This window comes from Bradyrhizobium sp. USDA 376 (genome assembly GCF_054063675.1).
Window position 1 is genome coordinate 91,454 of the sequence record NZ_JBSSGN010000002.1, and the last position, 23,069, is coordinate 114,522.

General features: G+C 60.8%; 18 protein-coding genes and 6 pseudogenes. 13 read left to right on the forward strand and 11 right to left on the reverse strand.

What is annotated here, in order from left to right; genetic code table 11:
• Nucleotides 1-132: 132 nt before the first annotated feature.
• Nucleotides 133-1,401 carry an IS256 family transposase gene (locus tag ACVJ19_RS43915; protein WP_038952271.1) on the reverse strand — a complete coding sequence of 423 codons (1,269 nt, stop codon included), beginning with the start codon at nucleotides 1,399-1,401 and terminating at the stop codon, nucleotides 133-135.
• A 108-nt stretch (nucleotides 1,402-1,509) separates the two neighbouring features.
• Here ACVJ19_RS43915 and ACVJ19_RS43920 point away from each other — a divergent pair.
• From ACVJ19_RS43920 to ACVJ19_RS43930, 3 genes and pseudogenes are all read left to right on the forward strand, one after another.
• Nucleotides 1,510-2,187: pseudogene (locus ACVJ19_RS43920) on the forward strand (IS630 family transposase); the annotation flags it as partial.
• Nucleotides 2,175-2,294: pseudogene (locus tag ACVJ19_RS43925) on the forward strand (IS3 family transposase); the annotation flags it as partial. The pseudogenes ACVJ19_RS43920 and ACVJ19_RS43925, both read left to right, overlap by 13 nt.
• A gap of 51 nt (nucleotides 2,295-2,345) precedes the next feature.
• A complete protein-coding gene (locus ACVJ19_RS43930) occupies nucleotides 2,346-2,582 on the forward strand; it encodes a hypothetical protein (protein ID WP_284279026.1) in 237 nt (78 codons plus the stop codon).
• Here ACVJ19_RS43930 and ACVJ19_RS43935 read toward each other — a convergent pair whose 3' ends face one another.
• The gene (locus ACVJ19_RS43935) at nucleotides 2,583-3,851 is read right to left on the reverse strand and encodes an IS256 family transposase (protein WP_166348650.1); all 1,269 of its coding nucleotides are present in this window, start codon (nucleotides 3,849-3,851) and stop codon (nucleotides 2,583-2,585) included.
• A 442-nt stretch (nucleotides 3,852-4,293) separates the two neighbouring features.
• Between ACVJ19_RS43935 and ACVJ19_RS43940 the strand changes: the two genes are divergently transcribed.
• Nucleotides 4,294-4,443, forward strand: coding sequence for a hypothetical protein (locus ACVJ19_RS43940; RefSeq protein WP_155258805.1), 150 nt, complete (start codon nucleotides 4,294-4,296; stop codon nucleotides 4,441-4,443).
• A gap of 342 nt (nucleotides 4,444-4,785) precedes the next feature.
• Nucleotides 4,786-4,935, forward strand: a complete 150-nt coding sequence (locus ACVJ19_RS43945; RefSeq protein ID WP_453955329.1) for a hypothetical protein — start codon at nucleotides 4,786-4,788, stop codon at nucleotides 4,933-4,935.
• Here ACVJ19_RS43945 and ACVJ19_RS43950 read toward each other — a convergent pair whose 3' ends face one another.
• Nucleotides 4,936-6,192, reverse strand: a complete 1,257-nt coding sequence (locus ACVJ19_RS43950) for an IS256 family transposase (protein ID WP_453955358.1) — start codon at nucleotides 6,190-6,192, stop codon at nucleotides 4,936-4,938.
• Between the two features lie 67 nt (nucleotides 6,193-6,259).
• Between ACVJ19_RS43950 and tnpA the strand changes: the two genes are divergently transcribed.
• From tnpA to ACVJ19_RS43965, 3 genes are all read left to right on the forward strand, one after another.
• Entirely contained in the window at nucleotides 6,260-6,682 is a 423-nt protein-coding gene (gene tnpA / locus ACVJ19_RS43955) for an IS66-like element accessory protein TnpA (RefSeq protein WP_424578819.1), read from the forward strand.
• Nucleotides 6,679-7,035: an IS66 family insertion sequence element accessory protein TnpB gene (tnpB, locus tag ACVJ19_RS43960; protein ID WP_018273742.1), complete on the forward strand. Its 357-nt coding sequence runs from the start codon at nucleotides 6,679-6,681 to the stop codon at nucleotides 7,033-7,035. The genes tnpA and tnpB overlap by 4 nt, the downstream gene beginning before the upstream one ends.
• A gap of 101 nt (nucleotides 7,036-7,136) precedes the next feature.
• On the forward strand, nucleotides 7,137-7,451 hold the full coding sequence (locus tag ACVJ19_RS43965; RefSeq protein ID WP_456739540.1) for a transposase domain-containing protein: 315 nt from the start codon (nucleotides 7,137-7,139) through the stop codon (nucleotides 7,449-7,451).
• 76 nt (nucleotides 7,452-7,527) lie between these two features.
• Here the strand turns inward: ACVJ19_RS43965 and istB are convergent.
• Nucleotides 7,528-8,285, reverse strand: a pseudogene (gene istB, locus ACVJ19_RS43970) (IS21-like element ISFK1 family helper ATPase IstB).
• An 18-nt stretch (nucleotides 8,286-8,303) separates the two neighbouring features.
• Nucleotides 8,304-9,845 carry an IS21-like element ISFK1 family transposase gene (gene istA / locus ACVJ19_RS43975; RefSeq protein ID WP_060907903.1) on the reverse strand — a complete coding sequence of 514 codons (1,542 nt, stop codon included), beginning with the start codon at nucleotides 9,843-9,845 and terminating at the stop codon, nucleotides 8,304-8,306.
• A 143-nt stretch (nucleotides 9,846-9,988) separates the two neighbouring features.
• Between istA and tnpC the strand changes: the two genes are divergently transcribed.
• Together tnpC and ACVJ19_RS43985 are read left to right on the forward strand one after the other, a co-directional pair.
• Nucleotides 9,989-11,230 carry an IS66 family transposase gene (gene tnpC, locus ACVJ19_RS43980; protein WP_453955357.1) on the forward strand — a complete coding sequence of 414 codons (1,242 nt, stop codon included), beginning with the start codon at nucleotides 9,989-9,991 and terminating at the stop codon, nucleotides 11,228-11,230.
• The gene (locus ACVJ19_RS43985; protein WP_063712394.1) at nucleotides 11,227-11,877 is read left to right on the forward strand and encodes a UPF0149 family protein; all 651 of its coding nucleotides are present in this window, start codon (nucleotides 11,227-11,229) and stop codon (nucleotides 11,875-11,877) included. The genes tnpC and ACVJ19_RS43985 overlap by 4 nt, the downstream gene beginning before the upstream one ends.
• Nucleotides 11,878-12,533: 656 nt before the next feature.
• Here the strand turns inward: ACVJ19_RS43985 and ACVJ19_RS43990 are convergent.
• Together ACVJ19_RS43990 and ACVJ19_RS43995 are read right to left on the reverse strand one after the other, a co-directional pair.
• The gene (locus ACVJ19_RS43990) at nucleotides 12,534-14,687 is read right to left on the reverse strand and encodes a peptidase domain-containing ABC transporter (RefSeq protein ID WP_284282596.1); all 2,154 of its coding nucleotides are present in this window, start codon (nucleotides 14,685-14,687) and stop codon (nucleotides 12,534-12,536) included.
• A 30-nt stretch (nucleotides 14,688-14,717) separates the two neighbouring features.
• Nucleotides 14,718-15,803, reverse strand: a complete 1,086-nt coding sequence (locus ACVJ19_RS43995) for an HlyD family secretion protein (protein ID WP_018273889.1) — start codon at nucleotides 15,801-15,803, stop codon at nucleotides 14,718-14,720.
• A 1,802-nt stretch (nucleotides 15,804-17,605) separates the two neighbouring features.
• Between ACVJ19_RS43995 and ACVJ19_RS44000 the strand changes: the two genes are divergently transcribed.
• The 3 genes and pseudogenes from ACVJ19_RS44000 to ACVJ19_RS44010 all read left to right on the forward strand — a co-directional run bounded on the left by ACVJ19_RS44000 (nucleotide 17,606) and on the right by ACVJ19_RS44010 (nucleotide 19,755).
• Nucleotides 17,606-17,833, forward strand: coding sequence for a hypothetical protein (locus ACVJ19_RS44000; RefSeq protein WP_018273891.1), 228 nt, complete (start codon nucleotides 17,606-17,608; stop codon nucleotides 17,831-17,833).
• Nucleotides 17,834-17,928: 95 nt separating this feature from the next.
• Nucleotides 17,929-18,081: a transposase gene (locus ACVJ19_RS44005; RefSeq protein ID WP_018273892.1), complete on the forward strand. Its 153-nt coding sequence runs from the start codon at nucleotides 17,929-17,931 to the stop codon at nucleotides 18,079-18,081.
• A 512-nt stretch (nucleotides 18,082-18,593) separates the two neighbouring features.
• Nucleotides 18,594-19,755, forward strand: a pseudogene (locus ACVJ19_RS44010) (transposase).
• A 142-nt stretch (nucleotides 19,756-19,897) separates the two neighbouring features.
• Here the strand turns inward: ACVJ19_RS44010 and ACVJ19_RS44015 are convergent.
• From ACVJ19_RS44015 to ACVJ19_RS44030, 4 genes and pseudogenes are all read right to left on the reverse strand, one after another.
• A pseudogene (locus ACVJ19_RS44015) lies at nucleotides 19,898-20,222 on the reverse strand (hypothetical protein); the annotation flags it as partial.
• A gap of 464 nt (nucleotides 20,223-20,686) precedes the next feature.
• A protein-coding gene (locus tag ACVJ19_RS44020) for an IS3-like element ISRj2 family transposase (RefSeq protein ID WP_085967151.1) occupies nucleotides 20,687-21,816 on the reverse strand; the annotation gives its coding sequence in 2 pieces (ribosomal slippage) (nucleotides 20,687-21,564 and nucleotides 21,564-21,816; 1,131 coding nt in all).
• Nucleotides 21,817-21,937: 121 nt separating this feature from the next.
• Entirely contained in the window at nucleotides 21,938-22,324 is a 387-nt protein-coding gene (locus ACVJ19_RS44025) for a DUF1236 domain-containing protein (RefSeq protein WP_231145284.1), read from the reverse strand.
• A gap of 423 nt (nucleotides 22,325-22,747) precedes the next feature.
• Nucleotides 22,748-23,059, reverse strand: a pseudogene (locus ACVJ19_RS44030) (ATP-dependent DNA ligase); the annotation flags it as partial.
• Between the last annotated feature and the right edge of the window lie 10 nt (nucleotides 23,060-23,069).

Genomic DNA, 23,069 nt, shown 5'->3' on the forward strand with positions numbered 1-23,069 from the left:
TTAACGCATTATCACGGACGACTTCCCGTTCAGCGTCTTTGCGTTTGTCGCGCCTGAGCGGCGATCTCTCCCCGGCGACGAAGCTGCAGCTTTTCTAGGGAGCTATGGCTGATTTTGGGTGACGCGGCCTGATCAGGCGGCGTGGCTTTCAGTGTTCGGAATGACTTCGATTCCGTCGATGAACTTTACACCGGCGATGACTTTCGGCAACTGGTTCGTGCTCTTCAATCGCCGCCAGGTCTTCGATGCGGCGTCGATGAGCTTGAACACCATCAGCTTCGCAGTTTGTTGCGACAGCGATCCCTTGGTCCGCACCGTTCGGTGGCGCACCGTGGCGAAGACGCTCTCGATCGGGTTCGAGCTGCGTAGGTGGATCCAGTGCTCAGCAGGGAAGTCGAAGAAGGCGAGCAGCGCATGGCGATCCTTGATCAGGCACTCCACCGCACGTCCGTATTTGACGTGGTATTTCTCGACGAAGACGTCGATCGCGGTTTCAGCTTCGGCCCGGTGTGGGGCCAGATAGATGTTCCGCAGGTCGTTCTTCATGGGGCCCTGCACGGATTTGGCGACCTTGTCGAGTACGTTGCTCACTTTATGGCACCAGCATCGTTGGTGCCGCGTGCCGGGAAAGGCCTCGTCCAGTGCCTTCCAGAAGCCGAGGGCGCCGTCGCCGATGGCGAGTTGCGGGGCAATCCGTAACCCGCGTTGCCGCAGGTCGATCAGGAGTTCGCGCCAGCTCTGCGCGCTCTCGCGCACGCCGACCTGGAAGCCGATCAGCTCCTTCTTGCCTTCCGGCGTGGTGCCAATCAGCACCAGCATGCATTCGCTGTGATCTTCCATGCGGGCCTGCAGGTACACGCCATCGGCCCAGATGTAGACATAGCGACGCGCCGACAGATCGCGTCTCTGCCAGCGTTCGTACTCGACCTGCCAATCGGCCTTCAGGCCGGCGATCACCGAAGGCGACAGGTTCGGCGCATCCTTGCCGAGCAGCGCCGAGAGCGCCTCCTGGAAGTCGCCGGTCGAGATGCCGCGCAAATAGAGGACCGGGATCAAGGCATCCAGGCTCTTCGTCCGCCGCGCCCATAGCGGCAGGATTGCCGAACTGAAGCGGAGGCGGTCGCCTGGCCCGCTCGCTCCGCGGTCGCGGACCTTGGGACGAGCGACCTCCACCGGACCGATGCCGGTCGCAATCTCGCGCACCGGACCGTGCCCATGTCGGACCAGGCGCGCTCGACCGTCGGGCAGCGTCAGATTGGCCGTGCTGGCCAGAAACGCGCCAACCTCGATCTCGATCGCCCTGGCAAGCAGGTCCCGCGCGCCGGCACGAACGATATCGGTCAGTGGATCATCAACCGCGGACGGCTGACGGAAAGCAAGAACATTGGTAGTCTCGGTCATGGCGTATCGCTCTCCTCGAGAGGTTCTGGCAGGCTCGTCACCCGCCTCGATACGCCGCCTTCCTCACACCGTCATCACCCAGATTCCGCCATAGCTCTCGCGGGCGGCATGTCGTGTCGAGAGGCTGCGGCGCACTTTCGAGTGGGCGTGTCGAGCGCGATCCGGTGGGTGGCGCAAGCTCGAAGGACAGGTGAGGTGACGCCGAAGCCACAGGGCGGCGATCGACGTTCGCGGGCGATCGAAGGGCAGGCTGAGCGCATCCTCGCACTGATAGCGGCCAAGCCCGACAACACGTTCTGAGGAACTGAAGGCGGCGCTCGCCGCCGATGGACACACCTTCAGCGTCTCCGCGTTGTCACGCTTCTTCCAGCGTCGGAAGATCACGCTCAAAAAAAGACCGTATATGCCACTGAGCAAGAGCGGCCGGACGTCCTGAAGAAGCGGGAAGAGTGGAGCGACGGCCAGATTGGCCTCGATCCTGCCAAGCCCATCTTCATTGACGAGACATGGGCGTCGACCAACACGGCGCGCATGCGCGGGCGTGCGCCCCGTGGCCAGCGGCTGCGGGCCTCCATCCCGCACGGCCATTGGAAGACGACGACCTTCGTTGCAGGCCTGCGCCTGTCGGGCATGGTAGCGCCAATGGTTCTCGACGGGCCGATCAACGGGCTCGCCTTCCAGGCTTATGTGGACCAGGTGCTCGTTCCAGAATTGCGGGAAGGTGACGTTGTCGTCATGGATAATCTCGGCAGCCACAAGGGTGCAGGCGTCCGCGCAGCTCTATCGGCCGATATCTCAACTTCCATAACAGCAGGCGTCTCCATTCGGGTCTTGACGGCAGCACGCCGGATCAAGCCTACTTCACCCCGCTGCCACTCCGCATGGCGGCCTAACCCCGGCAGAGGCTCCACCTATCGACGCGGAAACTCTGTTCAGACTCTCTCATGGACATTCTGCGCGATGTGATCGGCCTCCTTGCGATCCTGACGGTGCGCAGATCCTCGTCGCTGCCCGCGCCTTCCGTCAGCCGACTCACGAATTTCCTGGGCATGAATCGCCTTGAGCATGTAGCTCACCTCGCGAACCTTATTGATGCTTCTTGCTTTCGCAAATTCGGCGGTCAGGAACTGCTGCCGCCAGCGCAGGGTGAGCTATGGCTGATTTTGGGTGACGCGGCCTGATCAGGCGGCGTGGCTTTCAGTGTTCGGAATGACTTCGATTCCGTCGATGAACTTTACACCGGCGATGACTTTCGGCAACTGGTTCGTGCTCTTCAATCGCCGCCAGGTCTTCGATGCGGCGTCGATGAGCTTGAACACCATCAGCTTCGCAGTTTGTTGCGACAGCGATCCCTTGGTCCGCACCGTTCGGTGGCGCACCGTGGCGAAGACGCTCTCGATCGGGTTCGAGCTGCGTAGGTGGATCCAGTGCTCAGCAGGGAAGTCGAAGAAGGCGAGCAGCGCATGGCGATCCTTGATCAGGCACTCCACCGCACGTCCGTATTTGACGTGGTATTTCTCGACGAAGACGTCGATCGCGGTTTCAGCTTCGGCCCGGTGTGGGGCCAGATAGATGTTCCGCAGGTCGTTCTTCATGGGGCCCTGCACGGATTTGGCGACCTTGTCGAGTACGTTGCTCACTTTATGGCACCAGCATCGTTGGTGCCGCGTGCCGGGAAAGGCCTCGTCCAGTGCCTTCCAGAAGCCGAGGGCGCCGTCGCCGATGGCGAGTTGCGGGGCAATCCGTAACCCGCGTTGCCGCAGGTCGATCAGGAGTTCGCGCCAGCTCTGCGCGCTCTCGCGCACGCCGACCTGGAAGCCGATCAGCTCCTTCTTGCCTTCCGGCGTGGTGCCAATCAGCACCAGCATGCATTCGCTGTGATCTTCCATGCGGGCCTGCAGGTACACGCCATCGGCCCAGATGTAGACATAGCGACGCGCCGACAGATCGCGTCTCTGCCAGCGTTCGTACTCGACCTGCCAATCGGCCTTCAGGCCGGCGATCACCGAAGGCGACAGGTTCGGCGCATCCTTGCCGAGCAGCGCCGAGAGCGCCTCCTGGAAGTCGCCGGTCGAGATGCCGCGCAAATAGAGGACCGGGATCAAGGCATCCAGGCTCTTCGTCCGCCGCGCCCATAGCGGCAGGATTGCCGAACTGAAGCGGAGGCGGTCGCCTGGCCCGCTCGCTCCGCGGTCGCGGACCTTGGGACGAGCGACCTCCACCGGACCGATGCCGGTCGCAATCTCGCGCACCGGACCGTGCCCATGTCGGACCAGGCGCGCTCGATCGTCGGGCAGCGTCAGATTGGCCGTGCTGGCCAGAAACGCGCCAACCTCGATCTCGATCGCCCTGGCAAGCAGGTCCCGCGCGCCGGCACGAACGATATCGGTCAGTGGATCATCAACCGCGGACGGCTGACGGAAAGCAAGAACATTGGTAGTCTCGGTCATGGCGTATCGCTCTCCTCGAGAGGTTCTGGCAGGCTCGTCACCCGCCTCGATACGCCGCCTTCCTCACACCGTCATCACCCAGATTCCGCCATAGCTCGCGCAGGGTACTCACATCTCGTAGACCGCGAACATTACGTCGCATGTCAAAGTCATAGCATTCTCGTCGCAAACGCGACCTCATTTGTTGTTGGTGCGGCTCCAGGGCATAAGGCAACTGCGATTGGCGATTGGCAGACAAAATCCGAGTGACCCAACAGGGCAAGAAAAGCAGATCCCAGAAACGAAAGGCCGGCGCGATGGCAGGCTCCACCATCTTGTCATAGCTTGCTGCGCCTAACTAAAAGGCCGAAGCGAGGCATTCAATTATGCTGTCGAACAGCGTTCTTTGACGTAGTTGGCACGGTCTTTGATAGCTGCTGCCCACACAGAAAGGGAGACAACAATGAAGACCGATATGTCAGCCTATGGCGTAACGGAACTAACTCCTCAAGAAGCATCTGCAACTTCGGGAGGTTGGTTGTGGACGATTGTGGCAGTGTTGGCGGGCCTAGCGGCATCCATCGCCGCTGGCGGCCTCTTGCCTAAATCTTGAAGCCAAGAAAGCGAATGTGGTCCTAGCTGTCGCGGGATGCTGCCGCGCCTGTGCGTTTTGAACGGCAACTCTAGAAGCGGGCTTGGTCGTATGGAGCCGAGTCAATCGAGCGTTCCTATAGCGGCACGTGTGGCTGCCAAGCCACGTGTGGCTGCCAAGCTAGGCGCTGAGCGGGCGCGTTCACTGACAGGTGCAGATTGTCGCGCCTGCTCGCAATTAGGCGGCGCTGAACGAGGCAGACTGAGGAGTCTTGGGTTCTCACTCCACAGTTGGCACGACTCTTGAGTCCTCCTTCGTGCGGCCGCCAGAGCGGTCGACCGGCATCACTGAAAGGAGAAAAAAATGAAGACGGATGTGTCAGCGTATGGTGTAACCGAACTATCGCCTGAAGAATCATCTTCGACCGCGGGAGGGTTTTGGCCGATTGTGGCAATAATTGCCGGAGTAGGAGCCATTATCGAGCTATGGCTGATTTTGGGTGACGCGGCCTGATCAGGCGGCGTGGCTTTCAGTGTTCGGAATGACTTCGATTCCGTCGATGAACTTTACACCGGCGATGACTTTCGGCAACTGGTTCGTGCTCTTCAATCGCCGCCAGGTCTTCGATGCGGCGTCGATGAGCTTGAACACCATCAGCTTCGCAGTTTGTTGCGACAGCGATCCCTTGGTCCGCACCGTTCGGTGGCGCACCGTGGCGAAGACGCTCTCGATCGGGTTCGAGCTGCGTAGGTGGATCCAGTGCTCAGCAGGGAAGTCGAAGAAGGCGAGCAGCGCATGGCGATCCTTGATCAGGCACTCCACCGCACGTCCGTATTTGACGTGGTATTTCTCGACGAAGACGTCGATCGCGGTTTCAGCTTCGGCCCGGTGTGGGGCCAGATAGATGTTCCGCAGGTCGTTCTTCATGGGGCCCTGCACGGATTTGGCGACCTTGTCGAGTACGTTGCTCACTTTATGGCACCAGCATCGTTGGTGCCGCGTGCCGGGAAAGGCCTCGTCCAGTGCCTTCCAGAAGCCGAGGGCGCCGTCGCCGATGGCGAGTTGCGGGGCAATCCGTAACCCGCGTTGCCGCAGGTCGATCAGGAGTTCGCGCCAGCTCTGCGCGCTCTCGCGCACGCCGACCTGGAAGCCGATCAGCTCCTTCTTGCCTTCCGGCGTGGTGCCAATCAGCACCAGCATGCATTCGCTGTGATCTTCCATGCGGGCCTGCAGGTACACGCCATCGGCCCAGATGTAGACATAGCGACGCGCCGACAGATCGCGTCTCTGCCAGCGTTCGTACTCGACCTGCCAATCGGCCTTCAGGCCGGCGATCACCGAAGGCGACAGGTTCGGCGCATCCTTGCCGAGCAGCGCCGAGAGCGCCTCCTGGAAGTCGCCGGTCGAGATGCCGCGCAAATAGAGGACCGGGATCAAGGCATCCAGGCTCTTCGTCCGCCGCGCCCATAGCGGCAGGATTGCCGAACTGAAGCGGAGGCGGTCGCCTGGCCCGCTCGCTCCGCGGTCGCGGACCTTGGGACGAGCGACCTCCACCGGACCGATGCCGGTCGCAATCTCGCGCACCGGACCGTGCCCATGTCGGACCAGGCGCGCTCGACCGTCGGGCAGCGTCAGATTGGCCGTGCTGGCCAGAAACGCGCCAACCTCGATCTCGATCGCCCTGGCAAGCAGGTCCCGCGCGCCGGCACGAACGATATCGGTCAGTGGATCATCAACCGCGGACGGCTGATAGCGGTACGACGACCCCACCTCGTTTAGGTGGACGGGATGAGCGAGACTCGCGCGTGGATTTGACAACGCGAGGGACGCTCGTTCCATGCATCAAGACAGACATCAAGACGGGCATGATGCCGCCTCCTATCAGCGGATCGAGGTGATCACAGGGGAGAGGCGACGGCGCAGTTGGAGCGATGCGGAGAAGGCGCGGATCGTGGCCGAGAGTGCCGATCCGGAGACGAGCATTTCCGAGGTGGCTCGACGCAACGGGGTGAACCGGGGACTGCTCAGTGTGTGGCGGCGCCAGGCGCGGCTCGCGTCGAGCGAAGCGCCGCAGTTCGTGCAAGTCAGGCTCCAGGCCGCCGTCGAGGCGCAGCCGAACGCGATCGATAAGGCGCATGTTCTGACGGATCCGGCCGAGCGGATCGAGGTGATGATCGCGGGCGCGACGGTGCGCGTGCCCGTCGGCGTCGACGCCGCGACGCTGGAGCGCGTGCTGGCGGCGGTGAGATCGACGCGATGATCTCTTTCGGTCCAATGGTCCGTGTGTTCGTCGCGACGCAGCCGATTGACTTTCGTAAAGGCGTTCATGGCCTTGTCGCGCTGGTAGCGGAGGGATTAGGCGGCAAGCCCTACAGCGGTGACGTTTATGTCTTCCGATCGAAGCGATCGGATCGTTTGAAGCTACTGGTTTTTGACGGCTCGGGAATGGTTCTAGCGACGAAGTGGCTGGAGAATGGGGGCTTTGCCTGGCCACCTGTTCGCGAGGGTACGATGCCGGTGACGGGGGCGCAACTGGCGATGCTGATTGAAGGTCTTGCGGAGTGGTCGCGTGTGGTCCCGAAGGTGACGAAGCGGCCGACGAAGGTTGCCTGAAGCGTCTTGTTTTGCTGGCGATTGCGAGTGCGTTCGTGTAGCTCTGCGATATGGCGCTTCGCCCCGAAGATCTCCCCTCTGACCCTGCGGCTCTTGCCGAGATGGTGCTGGCTTTCGAAGGCGAGAACGATGATCTGCGCGCAGAGATCGCCACGTTGAAGAGCCTGATCTTCGGCGCACGATCGGAGCGCGCGGCGATCGTCTGCGCCGAACAGATCGCGTTTGATCTGGAACGGACCGCCGGCTCACAGCTCCCGGCCAATGACGACAAACCGGACGCGCCGCGGCCGGAGCGGCGCAAAGCGAAGCGCAACATCGGCGCGCTGCCGGCGCATCTGCCTCGGGTCGAGCGGGTGATCGAGCCGGCGTCCACGCTGTGCCCGTGCTGCACGGGTTGCGGATTTCACGGATCGTGAGCATCGATTTCGCGCGATCGTGAGCACTGAATTCAGACGATCGTGAGCAGCCCGCTACGGCCGATGGGAGATAGAGTCAGTGTTCTGGTTGGCCGTCAAGGGTGATGGTTTTGGCGCTGCGTTTTCGCATGCTTTCTCCGGTGAGCTGGAGGCGGTGGGCGTTGTGGACGAGGCGATCGAGAATGGCGTCGGCGACCGTGGGGTCCCCAATGGCTCCATGCCAGGTGTCCACGGGGAGCTGACTTGTGACGATGGTGGATGCGCGGCCATGGCGGTCCTCGAGGATTTCGAGCAGATCGCGGCGTTCCGCGGCGGTGAGCACCGATAGTCCCCAATCATCCAAAATCAGAAGCTGAGCGCGGCCGAGGCTTTTGAGGAGCCGAGCGTAACGTCCGTCTCCGCGCGCGAGCGCGAGCGCCACAGCCTTGGAACGCGATGATAGAGGACTGATCGGTTGTCGCGGCAGGCCTTGTGGCCGAGCGCGCAGGCTAACCAACTTTTGCCCAGGCCGGTTGCCCCGGTGACGAGCAAATTCTCGTGGCGATCGATCCAGCGACCTTCGACGAGTTTGGCGAAAACGGCGCGGTCGATGCCCCGCGGGGTGCGCAGATCGACGTCCTCGACGCAAGCAGTCTGGCGCAGTGCGGCGATCTTGAGGCGCGTGGTGAGCCGCCTGGTGTCGCGTTCGGCGGCTTCGCGGTCGACCAACAGGCCGATGCGATCTTCGAACGGCAGGGCTTCGAGATCGGGCGATCGGCGCTGCTCCTCGAAGGCCTTGGCCATTCCGGTCAGGCCAAGCTCGATCAGCCGTTCGTGGGTTGGGTGGTTAAGCATGCCGGGTCTCTCCTTGCTTCAGTGGAAGTAGTCGCGTCCGCGGATGTTGCCGTGGCGCAGGGGCTGGTGCTCGAAAGATTCGTCGAAGAACGTGCGATCGAGGCCGTTCTGGAGGATCGATCTAATCGAGGCGACGGAGCGCGCCTTGATGAGGATGCCCCTCCGGCAGGCTGCGTCGAGGCGTTCGGCGCCGTAGCTTTTGACGAGCGCCAGAATGCCAAGGCAGGTTCGAAAGCCTTGTTCTGGATGGGGCCGGGCGTCGATCACGGCCTGGAAAAACGCTGCTGTCGAAGGACCGATCCGCTCGCCGGCGGCGATCACCGCGGCGGGGGTCCATTTGCCGTAGCGGCGATGGGCGCTGGGCATGTGGTCGGCGATGGTGGTGTGTCCGCGTCGGTTGGGCGCGCGGGCATGGCTGGCGATCCGCTGGCCCTTGTGGAAGATCTCGACCGTCCGATCGTCGATACGGGCATCGACCAGCTCGCCAATCAGACGATACGGCGCGGAGTACCAATGGCCGTCGACCTCGACATGATAATCGGGAGCGAGGCGGCAGCGCTTCCAGCGTGCGAAGGCATAAGGCTGATCTGGCAGCGGGGTTAGCTTGGGTTTGTCGAGTTCGGCAAACAGTTCGGCGCGGCTTGAGCCGAAGCCACGCATTTGACGAGCATTGAGTTCGTCGACGAGTGTCTTGATGGCGGCGTTGAGCTCGGCCCGGGAAAAGAAGCGCTGATTGCGCAGCCGGGCCAGAATCCAGCGCTGGGCGATTTGCACCGCGACCTCGACCTTCGCCTTGTCTTTTGGGCGCCGCGGCCGTGCGGCGAGAATGGCCGTGCCGTAATGGCTCGCCATCTCGGCATAAGTGCGATTGAGGCCGGGATCGTAGCGGTCGGGGTTGCTGACGGCGGCTTTGAGGTTGTCGCAGACCACGAACGTCGGCGTTCCGCTCAAAAACGTGAACAAGTTGACGTGGGCCCGGATCCAGTCGGCCAAGCTCTCGCTGGGGCAGGCCTCGGCGTAGGTGTAGTTCGAAGCGCCCATCGCCGCGACGAACAGCTTCATCGGCTGCACTTCCCCGGTCAGGGGATCGACGATGTCGATGGTGTCGCCGGCGAAATCCACGAACACCTTCTCGCCGCCCAGATGAATCTGCCGCATCGAAGGTCGGACCCGCCCCTTCCAGGCCTCGTAGGTAGTGCAGAACCACGTGTACCCGAAACCGTCGGGATTAACGGCGCGATACTCCTCCCAGAGCAGGCGACGGGTTACGTTGCGCCGGCGGAGCTCTTTATCGATGTAGCTCCAGTCGGGCACCGGCCGCTGCGGGCTCTGAGACGCTGGTCGTGGGGCCGGGAAAAGCAAAAGCTCCAGGTCTTCATCGGTCATTCCCTCCGGAAGCGGCCAGCTCAACCCAGCAGAGCGGGCGCGGCTCAGGTAGCTGTGCACAACGCCGTTGCTGACGCCCACGCTCCGCGCGATGGCCCGCTCTGGCAGGCCTTGAAAATGTTTTAACCGAAGGACTTCCTTGATCCGGCGCATCGACAATCTCTGGGTAGGCATTGGACTTCCTCGTTAACCACGAGGTCATCCCTAAGCCGGTTGAGTTGTCGGCCGAAGCGCTGCAAGGCTCCGAAAGCCTTGCTCACGATCCCGCGAAATCGTTGCTCACGATCGTCTGAAATCTCTGCTCACGATCCCCTGAAATCCGCGCTCACGATCCCGCGAAACGCGCAACGGGTCAGATGCATCGGATCGGCGAGGAGAGCAGCGAAGCGCTCGATCGGGTTCCCGCGTGGCTGCGCGTGCTCCGCACGATCCGTCCAAAATACGCCTGCCGCTCCTGTGAGGGCCCGATTGTCCAGGCCCCGGCACCGGCGCGGCTCGTCGAGGGCGGCATGGCAACGACGGCGCTGATCGCGCATATCGCCGCGGCCAAATATGCCTGGCAATCGACGCTCTATCGCCAGACGCAGATCCTGGCGGGTCAGGGTGTCGTCGTCGACCGTCAGACGCTGGCGCGCTGGATGGGGAGCGCGGCGTGGCTGGTCAGGGGCCTCTACGATCTGCAACTGAAGACTATGCACGGCTTCGAGCGGCTGTTCTGCGACGAGACGCCGATGCCAGTGCTCGATCCGGGACGCGGCCGCACGAGGATCTGCCAGTTCTGGGCGCACGCGACGGACGATCGGGCGTGGAAGGGGCCGGCGCCGCCGGCGGTCGCCTACGTGTTCGCAGGTGGTCGCGGCAAAAAGGAGATCGTGGCGCAGTTAGCCGGCTTCGAAGGCGTGCTGCAAGTCGACGGCTATGCCGCCTACGCCTCGCTGGCGGGCGATGCGATGATGTCGGGCCAGATCCAGCTGGCGTATTGTCTCGTTCACGCGCGCCGCAACTTCGTGAGGGTGCACAAGACGACGAACTCACCCTTCGCCGCGGAGGTCATCGAGCGCATTGCGGCCGTCTACGCGATCGAGGAGAGGATCCGCGGTCTCGATGCTGGGGAACGCCGCGCGACGCGACAGGCCGAGACGAAGCCGCTGATGGAGGCGTTGAGGGCCCGTCTGATCGCGGTGAAGGACGGGATCTCCCGCCGCTCGACGCTCATCAAGGCGATCGACTACATGCTCGAACGCTGGCAGGGCCTGACGACGTTCCTGGATGACGGGCGGCTCGAGCCGGACACCAACACGGTCGAACGATCGATCAGGCCAATTGCGATCGGAAAAAAGAACTCGTTGTTCAGTGGTGACGAAGGCGGGGGCGAGACCTGGGCGATACTCGCTTCGCTTCTTAACACAGCGAAATTGAATGGCCTCGACCCCGAGGCGTATCTCGTCGACGTTCTCGATCGCATGGTGAGCGGCGCCACGAAGACCAACCAGCTTCACGAACTTCTGGCCTGGAACTGGAAGGCCGCACGCGAAGCCGAAAAGCGGGCCGTGGCATGACGAAGCCGAAGCAAGGGCGGGGAACGCGAAAAGCACGCAAGACGACGATGGCGGACTATGCCATGTCGTTCGAACGGCTCGGGCAATGGATCAGCAAGCGCGCCAGGTCGCCGACGCTTCGGCATCCGCGGGCGACGTCGCTCTCCATGCTCGATGGCGCGGTGGCCGCGGTCGTCGCCGGGCCGGTCTCGATGGCGTCCGAGGAATGGGTGTGCCCGCTCCTCGGCGTAGATCCCGACGCCTTCAATCACGACACCGAGGAGTTCTCGGCAATCGCCGCCACGCTGATGCGCCACAACGCTATCAGCGAGACGCTGTCGACGAGACCGGAGAGCTTCGAGCCGCTGTTCGTGCGATCACCGGACGGCGAAGTCGACCCGCAGCCCTGGTGCATGGGCTTCTACGCCGTCATGAAGCTTCGGCTTCTCGTCTGGTCGCGGCTTCTCCCCCCGAATGGAACCGAACACCTTATGCTGCGGCCGATCTTGGTCCATTGCATCGACGACGCCGGTCGACCCTTGCTACCCCCGGCCCGGCGCACGCTGGGAACGCAGCCCATCATCCAAAACGCCTGGCGCAACATTCCAGCAACCGTCGAGGCCCTCCGGCAGTTCTGGATGCCTATACGCTTCAAGCGCGGTGCGTAGGCCGTCCGCACCAAGTCCGTGGCTCCGTGGGCCTCTCGTACCGTTTACGGACGGCTGACGGAAAGCAAGAACATTGGTAGTCTCGGTCATGGCGTATCGCTCTCCTCGAGAGGTTCTGGCAGGCTCGTCACCCGCCTCGATACGCCGCCTTCCTCACACCGTCATCACCCAGATTCCGCCATAGCTCGCCATTATCGGTGCAGCTACAGGTGTTGGCGTGGTTATAGGTGTGCTCCGTTGAAGATGATGATTGGCGCAGCCTCTCGTGCGTCATAGGGAATGGTCGTGGCGCTGCGGCGAGCTTTACGACGCGCCGCAACGAAGGACCGCAACTGGAGGCGGGGAATGTTGCCATCCCCGCTCCTCTCAGACCCGGACGAGCGAATTACCCGCATCCGGTTCTTCGCGCGTAATCAATCGCTCACGGGAGCGAAATATTGTTGGACGATCTTGGCTGTCGGTATCGGATGCCGCGCGAGCATGGCCCGGATGCGAAGCTCGGCAGATTGGAGGGGCGTCCACGCAGTGCGCGCCAGGCCAGGTCAGTACTCTTCGGTGAATGATCGACGTTGACGTTCCATTCGACACCTCCGGGCTCAATGAGCCTACTACAGGTGTCCACTCATTCGGAGGAGGTCACAGCAAATTCTGCAACTCTAGCTGACCCCTGTTTGCGTCTGCCACAAGCGAAGGTAAGCGGCTTCACCCAGCAGATCAGTATGCCTGCCTTCAGCAACGATCCGCCCCTTGTGTAACATGACAAGCTTCTCGGCAGTGCGGATGGTGCTGGGTCGGTGAGAGATGACCACGATGGTCTTGCCGGCGCCACGCAAATCATCAAGGAGCTGGTTAATGGTGGCTTCGGCAACGGAGTCCAGAGAAGAGGTAGGCTCGTCAAGGATCAGGATGTCCGGATCCCGATACAGAGCTCGGGCCAACGAAAGGCGCTGCTTTTCGCCGCCAGAGAGCCGTACGCCGTTTTCGCCTAGATAGGCCTGGAAGCCTCCCGGCCAATTCTCGATCGCCTCCCGCAGCCCAGTTTGATCGCAGACCTTCATGATCCTGTCGATCTCCGGTTCGAACTCGCCGAGCGCGATGTTCTCGATCAGCGAGCCTGAGAATACGTCCGTCGACTGCGGTACCGAAGCAATAACCCTACGCAAGGATACGGTCGAGAAGTCTTTAAGGTCATAGGGACCGATCCGAATGCGGCCGCTTTCGAGCGGGTAGACGTTCTGCAGCAGCGCCGCAAGGGAGCTCTTGCCTGAGCCGCTTTCTCCCACCACGGCCGTCATTTCACCTCGACGAAAGGTGAGGTTAAGATCTTCAAAGAGCTTCGGCTGCGAGCCATGGCGGAAGGTGACGTTCTCCAGGCGGATATCACCAAGCTCGGATTTGGTGGCATCAATACCGCCGCTGCGTGCCGGCTCAAGGTCGAAAATCTCGAACAGGCGATCCGCCGCGATAAACGCGTCCTGAACGATTCTGTTGGTTTGGATCAGGTTGGCGACAGGCCGGGTGATATAGCCGAGCAGTGCGTAGCAGGAAAGTAACTCACCCGGAGTCACGGCCTGATCCATAGCAAGCGTCGCGCCAAACCACATTAGCAGGATTGTGAAGAGAGTTGAGAGAAAGGTAGAAGCATTGTCTCCGACGATCGAGATGAGGCCGGAGCTGTAGACCGATTGCAGGGTCTTGACAAAGCGAGTTTCCATCTTAAGGCAAGCGAAGCTCTCCACGCCGAAAGTCTTGACCGTGGAAACAGCTCCGAGTGATTCAACCAATTGCGCCTCCAGTTCGGCGGCATTCTCCATGATCGCGCGCTGGCGCTTCCTATTGAGTCGGTTAACGGTCCAATAGACTAAGACATATAGTGGGATGGAGATAGCCACGACCAAGGCGATCTTCCACGAGTAGATGAACATCAGGCCGAACGAGAACAGTATGACCAGCATGTTGACGAACATGGTGATCGAGACGTCGTTCAGAAAGCTCCTGATTTTCACCGCATCATTCATCCGGGAGACGATTTCTCCCATGCGCATGCTGTCGAAGAATTTTTGTGGTAGGCTTAGGATGTGATTGTAGTAGCCGAGGATCAAGCAGACATCGATCTTCTGACCTGTTTGCAGGACTAGCCGGTTTCTGAGCAGGTTGATTACGATCTGCGGCACCAGGATCAGCAGCATCACGACGCTCATGAGATTGAGCAAATTGCGGTTGCCCGCTGTGATCACGTGGTCGACGATCTTCTGGACGTAAATGGCTGTCGACAGCCCCAGGAGGGTGGTTACCAGTGCGCCGACGAGAGCCTGCGTTAGCGCCGCTTTGTGCGATGCAAGCAGCCGGGCGAAGCGGAGAAGAGGTGAGGTGGTCTCATCGCGGCGCTTGAAGGTGTCGGCCGGAACCAGGAGCACCAGGACGCCAGTCCATTGCCTCTTGAATTCTTCATGCGATAGCTTGCGGATTTCGCCGTACGCGGGGTCCATGACGGTGACCCACCTCGTGTCGATCGCCTGGATCACTACGAAGTGGTGCAAGACATCCTTGATGATCACATGCGCGATGGCCGGCTTGGGGATCTTGTACAAGCTGTCGAAGCCGCCCTTGACGCCCTTGGCAATGAACCCCAGCTGATGAGCCGCTAGCAGAAGACCCGACACGGTGGTGCCCGATTGGTCCGTCGACGCATACTGGCGAATGCGCGACAATGGCAACTTGTAACCGTAGAAGGCTCCAACGGAAGCGAGGCTGGCAGCCCCACAATCCGTGATGTCGCGCTGCTTGACTTTGATGATTTGACCCAACATGGCGGCTCACCGGCTTCTTGGAATGGATAATTAACGAGCCGCTAGGACCGGGTTGAGCCAATCGTCAATCTCATTGTAGAGAAGTTGCAGCAGAGTGCGCTCCGCCACGAGAAAACGGGCTCTCACCGTCATGCCTTTCTTCAGATGACCAATGATGCCATTTGTGAGCTCGAGGTAACTGCGAGAAAGCGCGCAGCGAACCTTGAAGACCGGGCTCTTCTCCTGCAGGGTAAAGTCCTGCGCGACGTCTAGCACTGTCGCGTCAATCATCCCCCATTGATTGTAGTTGAAGGCATCGACCTGGAGCCTCACCGCCTGGCCAGGCTGCACGAAGCCGATGTCTTTGGGCGAAACGTAGATATCCGCCACCAGTTCGCCGTCGGGCGAGACCCAACCGACAGTTTGCCCCGCCTGGACGTAGCTGCCTGGGGTGACGCCGTTGAATTGCTCGAGTGCGCCGGACACGGGAGCGCGAATCTGGGTCAAGTCGCGTTCGTTCTCAAGTTGGTGCAAGCTGGCGGTGAGTTCCTGAAGGCGGAGGTTTGTATCGAAGAGCTGCTGATTCCATTCGGCGGATTTGCTCCGGACGAGGATCTCGCCCTTCACCTCGAGGCTCTGCAACGCGAAAGCCTTTTCTTCAACCGCCTTGGTGGGCGCTGCAGCAACCGCGACGAGTCGCTGAGCGCGCTCGAGTTCTGCCGCGGCGTTGCTGCGGGCATATTGGTTCTCCCGCAACAGGTTGAGAAAATGCAGGCGCTCGGCCGTGGCGAACTCCGAGCGGAGGCGGACTGGGGCGTCGGACTGTGCGCCGGAAGAGATCAGGGCCTGGAGGTCGCTGGCACGATCGCGCTTCAGACGGATTTCGCCTGTAAGCGCACCGATCTTTTCCTTAATGACCACATCGTCGAGAGCTAGGATCTCTCGTCCTTGTGCAACGAGATCGTTCTCGACGGCAAGAACACGAGAAATTCGTCCGGAGACGGGTGCTATCAGAGGAGTTTTCTCGATTGTGGGACGAATGGTACCGGCACTTTGAGCAGACAGCGTCACGGTGATGACTGGCAGCGACACAAACGTCGCAACGACAGACAACACAATTATCTTGTAGATCGCCAAAGATCGTCCTGATTCTCGCGATAGGATGCTCTCTGCAGTGTAGCAGACCGTCTCCGGAGGCAGCATTACATCAGCCATAGCAGCCCTGTCACGGATTACGACGATTGGCAGTGCCAAACGACTCATCAGGATTGAGCGACGCACGGGGAAGGTGCGCCAGCTATTGTCCTTCACACCTAAGGGTAGCCAACTAACGTATCGACTTTCATTGTTATCTCCTTGTCAGATGTGGAACACTCGCTGGTGCTGCTCGGCCAATTTCGTTGATTACCCGAAAAGAGGTGTGGAGCGATCATGCGATTGCTCCACAACAAATCCAGAGCAGCCGCTTTGTATTTGATTTGCATTCGATCCTGCCACTCAGCTGAGAGCCCCCGCACGCCGGTGAAGTCTTATCGTTGCGCCCGCGACAGAGCCGTTGAACGGAATTTCTCAAACGTTCAACCGCGGCGCGCCCAAAGACCTTTCGTCCGGCACGAAACTTTCGCGGGGCGGCATGAAGAAGAGCCTGCCTGGCGCCGCAGGCAGGCTGCAGACACTTTTGCAATTAAGGGCTAGGCTCCTCAGGGCAAGGAATTGGAATGATGCTGCAACCACCGCCCTCAATGGGACGAACCTCCCAACCGCAACCGCGCCACGTCCGAGCGATACCTTCCTTCCCACAGTTGCCCATGCTTCTTCAGGAGTCAATTCCGGAAGCTGACATATAGCTTCTCATGTTGTTTCCTTTTCAATAGCCGTGAGTGTGGTCGACCAGCAACTGCTGCCGACCCCGTAGCAACTTCAAGTCTCGTGCCAACTGCTCAGGAACGGCAGAAAACGCTCTCCTTGCTTTTATGATGCTAAACAGCAAATGTGCGGCAGACCGCCCGAACATCATTGTGGTTGCAAATGCGACAAATCGAACAGGGCGAACACGGCATGCTTCAGGAAGCCTTCGAGCTATCCGCCAGCTCACGTCGCTACCACCGCCCAACCTGGGCAAATCCAACAGCCGGGGCGAACTCAGGACTTGATAACACTTAGGGGCAAAAGGTCATGCCCCCTCAGCGTCACGAGCAATTGCCCCTTCTTGAGGAGAGAGCGAATGAACGAGGAACGAATCACGGAAGGCTCCTCGTGGATTGATCCACGGGGGGCAGGTGATGAAGACGCCGGATGACGTGGCGGACGTGTTGCGCCTGAGGGCGTGCGGCTGGCTCTGAAGCGGATTCCGCGGCAGCTGGGCTGCAGCCATCTCGGTGAAAGACTACGTGGTGGCGGGCGGGGTGAAACGTTCAAGTCGCCTGAACGCCCCGAAACGACTCCATGGCCTTCAGGGTTGGCTGCGCGAGAGGTTCATTCGGCATCGCGGCAATGCGGATGTCGCCGCGGCCCCACTAGGTCGCTTTCGGTATCATCAAAGAAGCAGCGGGGCGAGCTGAGCGATCAAATCCAAATCGCTTGGCAGGCTTGGGCAAAGAACGGCGCAGAGTGCGACGCGTCGGGGCGCATAAAAGCGATTGTTCGCGTCGGTTTGCATACGTCCAGAGTGTGTTTCAGCTGCATGGCGTTGATGGGAACGAGCAGCCGGTTTTGCGGCTTAAATTGAGCCGCGGGCTGGTTTAGAAGTTCTTCAAGCGCTGCCGCGTGCGCTTGTGGCTCTGGAGGCCTGCGGGCATCGCATTGTTAGGCGTGGGAATTGCAATCAAACCGGCATGAAGTGGCGATGATGCCGATCGCAATATATTTGCGTGCGGCAAGCCGGCCGAAACTGCGTAAGAACTTTGTGCCCATCAAAAGTCCCGAGCAAGGGCGCACAAATGTTGGAGCGTGTGCGCAACCAGTTCATCGGCAGGCGGACCCGGTTTGCCAATTCAATCCGCGGCTACGCCGCAGAATACGGCTTTGCCGCGCCTAAGGGGCTTTCGCGGTTGCTGATCGACATTCAGGCCGACGCAAAGTCTCCGACTTTACAAAGCAGCTGGGTGGACGCTCTGGCAGCAGAACTGGCGCACGTCGAGGACCAGATCGCAAAGGTCGGCAAGTAGCTCATGCAACTCCGCCGGAGTAAAGAGATGAGTGAACGGCTGCCGGCTATCTCGGGGGTCGATTCGATCGTTGCGAGCTGCTGTCGATCAAGGTCGTGGATGCGCGCGGGTTCAAGTCGGCAAGAAACTTTGCGGCATGGCTCTGCCTGAAACTAAAGAACCGCTCGACGGCCGGAAAGAACAGGCTTGGCCTGACTACACGCGCCGGCGACAGCATCAAGAAGTGGCTCGAGCGGAAGATGAATTAGGGACGGCGAGGGAAAGCCGACATCGGAATGCGCGTCGGCACAACGAAAGGGAATGCTGGATACGCGCCGCGACATGAATGTCCAGCAGACGACGTTGGCACGAAGAGACCGCCGCGCTTTTCACATACGCTCCGGCAAAAAAGGCCTGTTTGGCGCCTCTATCGCCACTCCGCTGCGTGGCACGCGATTTGAATTCTCTGCGTTGCGGCAGCGGCAGCTGACGCCTTGTAGGAAAGGAAACAACTATGGATATCTCAGATTATGGCGTAACCGAACTGACTTTCGAAGATGCGTGCGCCGCTGTCGGCGGTCAGCCTTGGTGTGTTTGGAACCCGGATGAGCAGAAATGGTCCTGCCCCCCCCTGAGCTCTCACGAGGAGCTCTTGTAAAGGCATTTTGTAGCCGGTCCGCGGCGCAGCCACGGACCGGCTTACCCCAGAACTCCTTTCGCGTGTCCGTAAGGACGCAGCCCTGGAAGGATTTCTGGTTCATCGTAGCCACCAGCAGCGAAGATGAAACAGAAATCCGGACCGGGCAAAGCGTCGGCAGACCAAGTGCGAAAGGACATTCGGCGCCAGAACCGCCGGCAGTATTCGGCGGAAGAGAAGATCCGCATCGTGCTGGAAGGATTGCGCGGCGAGGAGAACATCTCCGAGCTTTGTCGCCGAGAAGGCATTGCCGCCTCGATGTGTACTACGGCTGGTCCAAGGAGTTCTCGAGGCCGGCAAGCGCCGCCTGGCCGGCGACACGGCACGAGCTACGACCTCCGGCGAGGTGAAGGACCTCCGCCGGGAGGCCGCCGCCTTGAAGGAGGCCGTCGCCGATCTGCCCCTGGAGAACCGTCTGTTCAAACAAGTATGAACGGAGATGGGGAGGACGAGGCATGAGGTATCCCGCCTCAGAGAAGGCCGAGATCATCCATTTGGTCGAGCAATCGCACCTTCCGGCCAAGCGCACACTGGACAAGCTCGGGATCCCGCGCGCCACATTCTATCGCTGGTATGATCGCTACCGCGAGGGAGGCGTTGAGGCGCTGGCCGATCATCGGTCTCGACCAGACCGGGTCTGGAACCGCATCCCGGACGATGTGCGGGGCCAGATCATCGACCTGGCGCTGGAGTTACCTGAGCTGTCGCCACGCGAGCTGGCCGTGCGGTTCACCGACGAACGAAAGTACTTTGTATCCGAGGCGTCGGTCTATCGGCTGCTGAAGGCGCATGACCTCATCACCAGCCCGGCCTATGTGGTGATCGAGGCCGCGAACGAGTTCGAGGACAAGACGACGGCGCCGTCGCGCACTGGCCAAGGCTTCTCAGCGACAATGGTTCGAGTTACGTGGCGGATGATCTGGCCGAGTGGCTCGACCAGAAGGGCATGCAGCATGTGCGCGGCGCTCCGTACCATCCTCAGACCCAGGGAAAGATCGAGCGCTGGCATCAGACGCTGAAGAACCGCATCCTGCTCGACAACTATTACCTACCCGGTGATCTCGAGCGTCAAGTAGGAGCCTTCGTCGAACACTATAATCACGTCCGCTATCATGAGAGCATCGACAACCTCACGCCAGCCGATGTCTACTTCGGCAGGGCTGAGGCGATCCTCGCAGAACGAAACCGCATCAAGCGCGACACCATCGCGAACCGCCGCTTGCAGCATCAACTGCAGGTCGCTTAAACTCTAACCCTGATGAACCAGAGCCTCCCTTCTCAAAAAGCCTGACCAGTCTCAAATTATCTGACGACGGACAAAAAGCTTCGAACGCTCAGGACATCCTTTGTGTTACGACCGTCGATATATCACGTCGGTTCGGGTTCCTGTAGCCGCGCACCTCCGAGCAGTCCTTGCACCGCATGTAGCGCTCCAGTTCATGAACCGGCGTCGCCTTCGGTCGCCGCACGATGTCCAAGGGCGACGGTCTGGTGCGTGTCGCAGCCAAGGCAGCGCACTTCGAGGTAGCGGTAACCGGCATTAAGCGCATCGCCGAGCGTGGGCGACGGTTGCGCGGGCCCCTGGAAACCGAGCATGCGCGCGTTCCACGCCGCAACGGCGAGCCGGTCGGCCTCCTTCCGCGCTTCGGTCGCCCGTTCTGCCGCTGCCCGGACCGACCCACCGTAAATGGTCTCGCGTGATTTGGTGCCCATCGCGCGAGCATCGCCCGGAGGTAGAGCGTCGGCAAGCCGCTACAGCTTGCGGTGGATAACGCGCCGGGCACAACGGAGGCGACCACGTCCCAAAAGCGGCGGATCAAGCTGCTATCGTTTCCGGGTTTGCACGAGCGTGGTCACGACCACTGCCACCAGAACAAAAACAACGACGATGGCGAGTGCTTCAAGGGACCCCATAGCGCTGATCTCCGTCAGGCCGGTCTCTTCCCTAATGTTAATTCATCAGAAGGACGGTCGCGTGCGACAAATCGCTACTGTGCGCTTTCGTCTCCGCGCATATCCAATGACGGTCACAGAGCTGGCCCCGGTTGTTTGGACAGCGCCCCGCTGGATTTAAGTGGATTCCTGCCGGGTTATGCTGAACGCGGGGCTTTACGGTTTTGTCGTTGCGTCGGGAGGGCGTAGCCCGACCAGAGCGACGACAAAACCGTCGGCGACGGTCATGCGGCCATCACCATAGCTTGCGTGCCGAAGTAAGCCTCGTCGGGCGTGCGCCCGTCAAGGCTCGAGTGAGGGCGTCCCTGATTGTAGAAGGCCAGATACTTGGCAATTGACGCTCGCGCCTCGGACACGCTGTCGTAGGCGCGGAGATAAACTTCTTCGTATTTGACCGTGCGCCAGAGCCGCTCGACAAACACGTTGTCGCGCCAGGCGCCCTTGCCGTCCATGCTGATGGCGATCTTCGCGTCCAGCAGCACATCGGTGAACTCGAGGCTGGTGAACTGGCTGCCCTGATCCGTGTTGAAAATCTCGGGCCTGCCGTGCTTCGCCAACGCCTCCTGGACCGCTTCGACGCAGAAGGCCGCCTCCATTGTGATCGAGACGCGATGGGCCAGGACCCGTCGGCTGAACACATCGACGACCGCCGCGAGATAGACGAAGCCACGCCGCATCGGAATGTAGGTGATGTCCATTGCCCACGCATGGTCGGGCCGCTCGATCTTCAATCCGCGCAACAGGTACGGGTAGATCTTGTGACCCGGAGCCGGCTTGCTCGTGTTCGGGCGACGATAGACCGCCTCGATCCGCATGCGCTTCATCAGCGTCGCGATGTGGCGGCGACCGGCGTATACGCCCTCCCGCCGCAGCAACGATCGCAGCATACGCGCTCCCGCGAAGGGATAATCGAGATGCAGCTCATCGAGCCGACGCATCAAGGCAAGGTCCTCGGCCGAAACTGGCCGAGGTTCATAGTAGACCGTGCTGCGAGCCAGCTTCAGGACCTTCGCCTGGCGCACGATAGAAAGATCATGATCGCGGTCGATCATCGCTTTGCGCTCAGCAGGCCCGCCTTGGTGAGCGCGCCGGACAAAAAATCGTTTTCCAACGCCAGCTCGCCGATCTTGGCATGTAACGCCTTCAAATCGACCGGCGTCTCGGCCGATGTCTTGTCATGCCCAAACACGCCGGCGGCGCCTTCCAGGAGCTGGTTTTTCCAGATCGTGATCTGGTTCGGATGAACATCAAACAGTTGCGCCAGCTCCGCCAGTGTCTTGTCGCCTTTGACCGCAGCCAAAGCAACCTTCGCCTTGAATGCCGGAGAATGCGTCCGGCGGCTCTTCTTCGTCATCTTCGCTCCTGATTCGCAGCAAGAATCCTCGCCGCTGTCAGGCAGAAAATCCACTCAAGCTACTGTCCGAATTTGCGGGGCCAGCTCTCTTGGCTCTTAAAAGCCTACACGCCTTGACCGATCAGTCGATGATTTTCACGACCCGGCGCGTGCGCGGTTCGACGATGACACGGCGGTCGTTCACGACCGCGTAGCGATACTCGGTGTAGTTCGGCACCGGGCGCAAGACCACGGTCGGGGGCAAGGGCTCGCCGACGACGACGCGCTCGTGGATCACGACGGAGTCGTCGCGCGGAATTCCGCCGAGCACGGCATTCGGAATTTCGAGGCCGGCGCCAACGGCCGCACCGACGGTGCCGCCGACCATCGCGCCGACCGGGCCACCGATGTCGCCACCCGCACGCGCGCCGTCCCTAGCGCCCTGTTCGGTCGTCGACTGGGCAAAGGCCGCAGTCGACGCCGCCAGCAGCGACACAGCAGCCAATGAAATCGCAAGACGGGTTTTCATGTCCACTCTCTCCAGTGGTTGTTGATGCGCCGTCAACCGCTGGGCCAGAGCATTGTTCCGGTTCCTCCGATGAAAGGCGCGTCTGGAGAATGTTACTGCGTAACAGTTCAGGCCGCGGCGGCGCAGCGTTGCTGTCGGGCATACGTTGCTAAGACGGGTAGCTCTTGATTGGAGAGCCGCAGTATCATGGGCCGGTTGCAAGAAGTTGCGATGAAGAAGGCTATCGCAATTATTGCAATCTTTTGCTCGACGGATTCGAAATCCGCGTTTTCTTGAACGACGCGTAGCAAATCGGATACACTGCGGCAAATCCTGAAGAAGGGTGGGTTCGGGTGATTCAAGGCGAGCTCGGCCATCATAAACGGCGAGGTCGTGATGCCGGCCGCCGATGGCAGCACCGATTTCTCCGTCTTGCAGAACGACATGGTCGACCTTGCCGGCATAGATTAGGTGGTCGCCCTTGCGCCTCGCGAGATAAATACCGTCCCATTTGCCCTCGTCGAGCGCGAAGCCGGCAATTGTTAAGGTCTCGCGCTGGGCGCATGTCTTTTTGATCCAATTGTTGCCCCGGCCGCTGGCGTAGATGCTGTCACGCACCTTCGAGACTACGCCTTCGAGCCCCACCTTGCAGGCGTGCGTGAACATCTCGCGGCCATCGATCTCGAAGCTATCGCTTAACTGTAGGTCGCTGCCGGTGATGATCTTCTTCAGCGCCGCCTTGCGCTCCAACAGCGGCTCAAGGGCG

What these genes read in the sequence shown, in the direction of transcription:
- ACVJ19_RS43915 (WP_038952271.1), bottom strand. Translation starts at nt 1,401, where the DNA reads ATGACCGAGACTACCAATGTTCTTGCTTTCCGTCAGCCGTCCGCGGTT.
- ACVJ19_RS43930 (WP_284279026.1), top strand. Translation starts at nt 2,346, where the DNA reads ATGGACATTCTGCGCGATGTGATCGGCCTCCTTGCGATCCTGACGGTG.
- ACVJ19_RS43935 (WP_166348650.1), bottom strand. Translation starts at nt 3,851, where the DNA reads ATGACCGAGACTACCAATGTTCTTGCTTTCCGTCAGCCGTCCGCGGTT.
- ACVJ19_RS43940 (WP_155258805.1), top strand. Translation starts at nt 4,294, where the DNA reads ATGAAGACCGATATGTCAGCCTATGGCGTAACGGAACTAACTCCTCAA.
- ACVJ19_RS43945 (WP_453955329.1), top strand. Translation starts at nt 4,786, where the DNA reads ATGAAGACGGATGTGTCAGCGTATGGTGTAACCGAACTATCGCCTGAA.
- tnpA (WP_424578819.1), top strand. Translation starts at nt 6,260, where the DNA reads ATGCATCAAGACAGACATCAAGACGGGCATGATGCCGCCTCCTATCAG.
- tnpB (WP_018273742.1), top strand. Translation starts at nt 6,679, where the DNA reads ATGATCTCTTTCGGTCCAATGGTCCGTGTGTTCGTCGCGACGCAGCCG.
- ACVJ19_RS43965 (WP_456739540.1), top strand. Translation starts at nt 7,137, where the DNA reads ATGGTGCTGGCTTTCGAAGGCGAGAACGATGATCTGCGCGCAGAGATC.
- istA (WP_060907903.1), bottom strand. Translation starts at nt 9,845, where the DNA reads ATGCCTACCCAGAGATTGTCGATGCGCCGGATCAAGGAAGTCCTTCGG.
- ACVJ19_RS43985 (WP_063712394.1), top strand. Translation starts at nt 11,227, where the DNA reads ATGACGAAGCCGAAGCAAGGGCGGGGAACGCGAAAAGCACGCAAGACG.
- ACVJ19_RS43990 (WP_284282596.1), bottom strand. Translation starts at nt 14,687, where the DNA reads ATGTTGGGTCAAATCATCAAAGTCAAGCAGCGCGACATCACGGATTGT.
- ACVJ19_RS44000 (WP_018273891.1), top strand. Translation starts at nt 17,606, where the DNA reads ATGTTGGAGCGTGTGCGCAACCAGTTCATCGGCAGGCGGACCCGGTTT.
- ACVJ19_RS44025 (WP_231145284.1), bottom strand. Translation starts at nt 22,324, where the DNA reads ATGAAAACCCGTCTTGCGATTTCATTGGCTGCTGTGTCGCTGCTGGCG.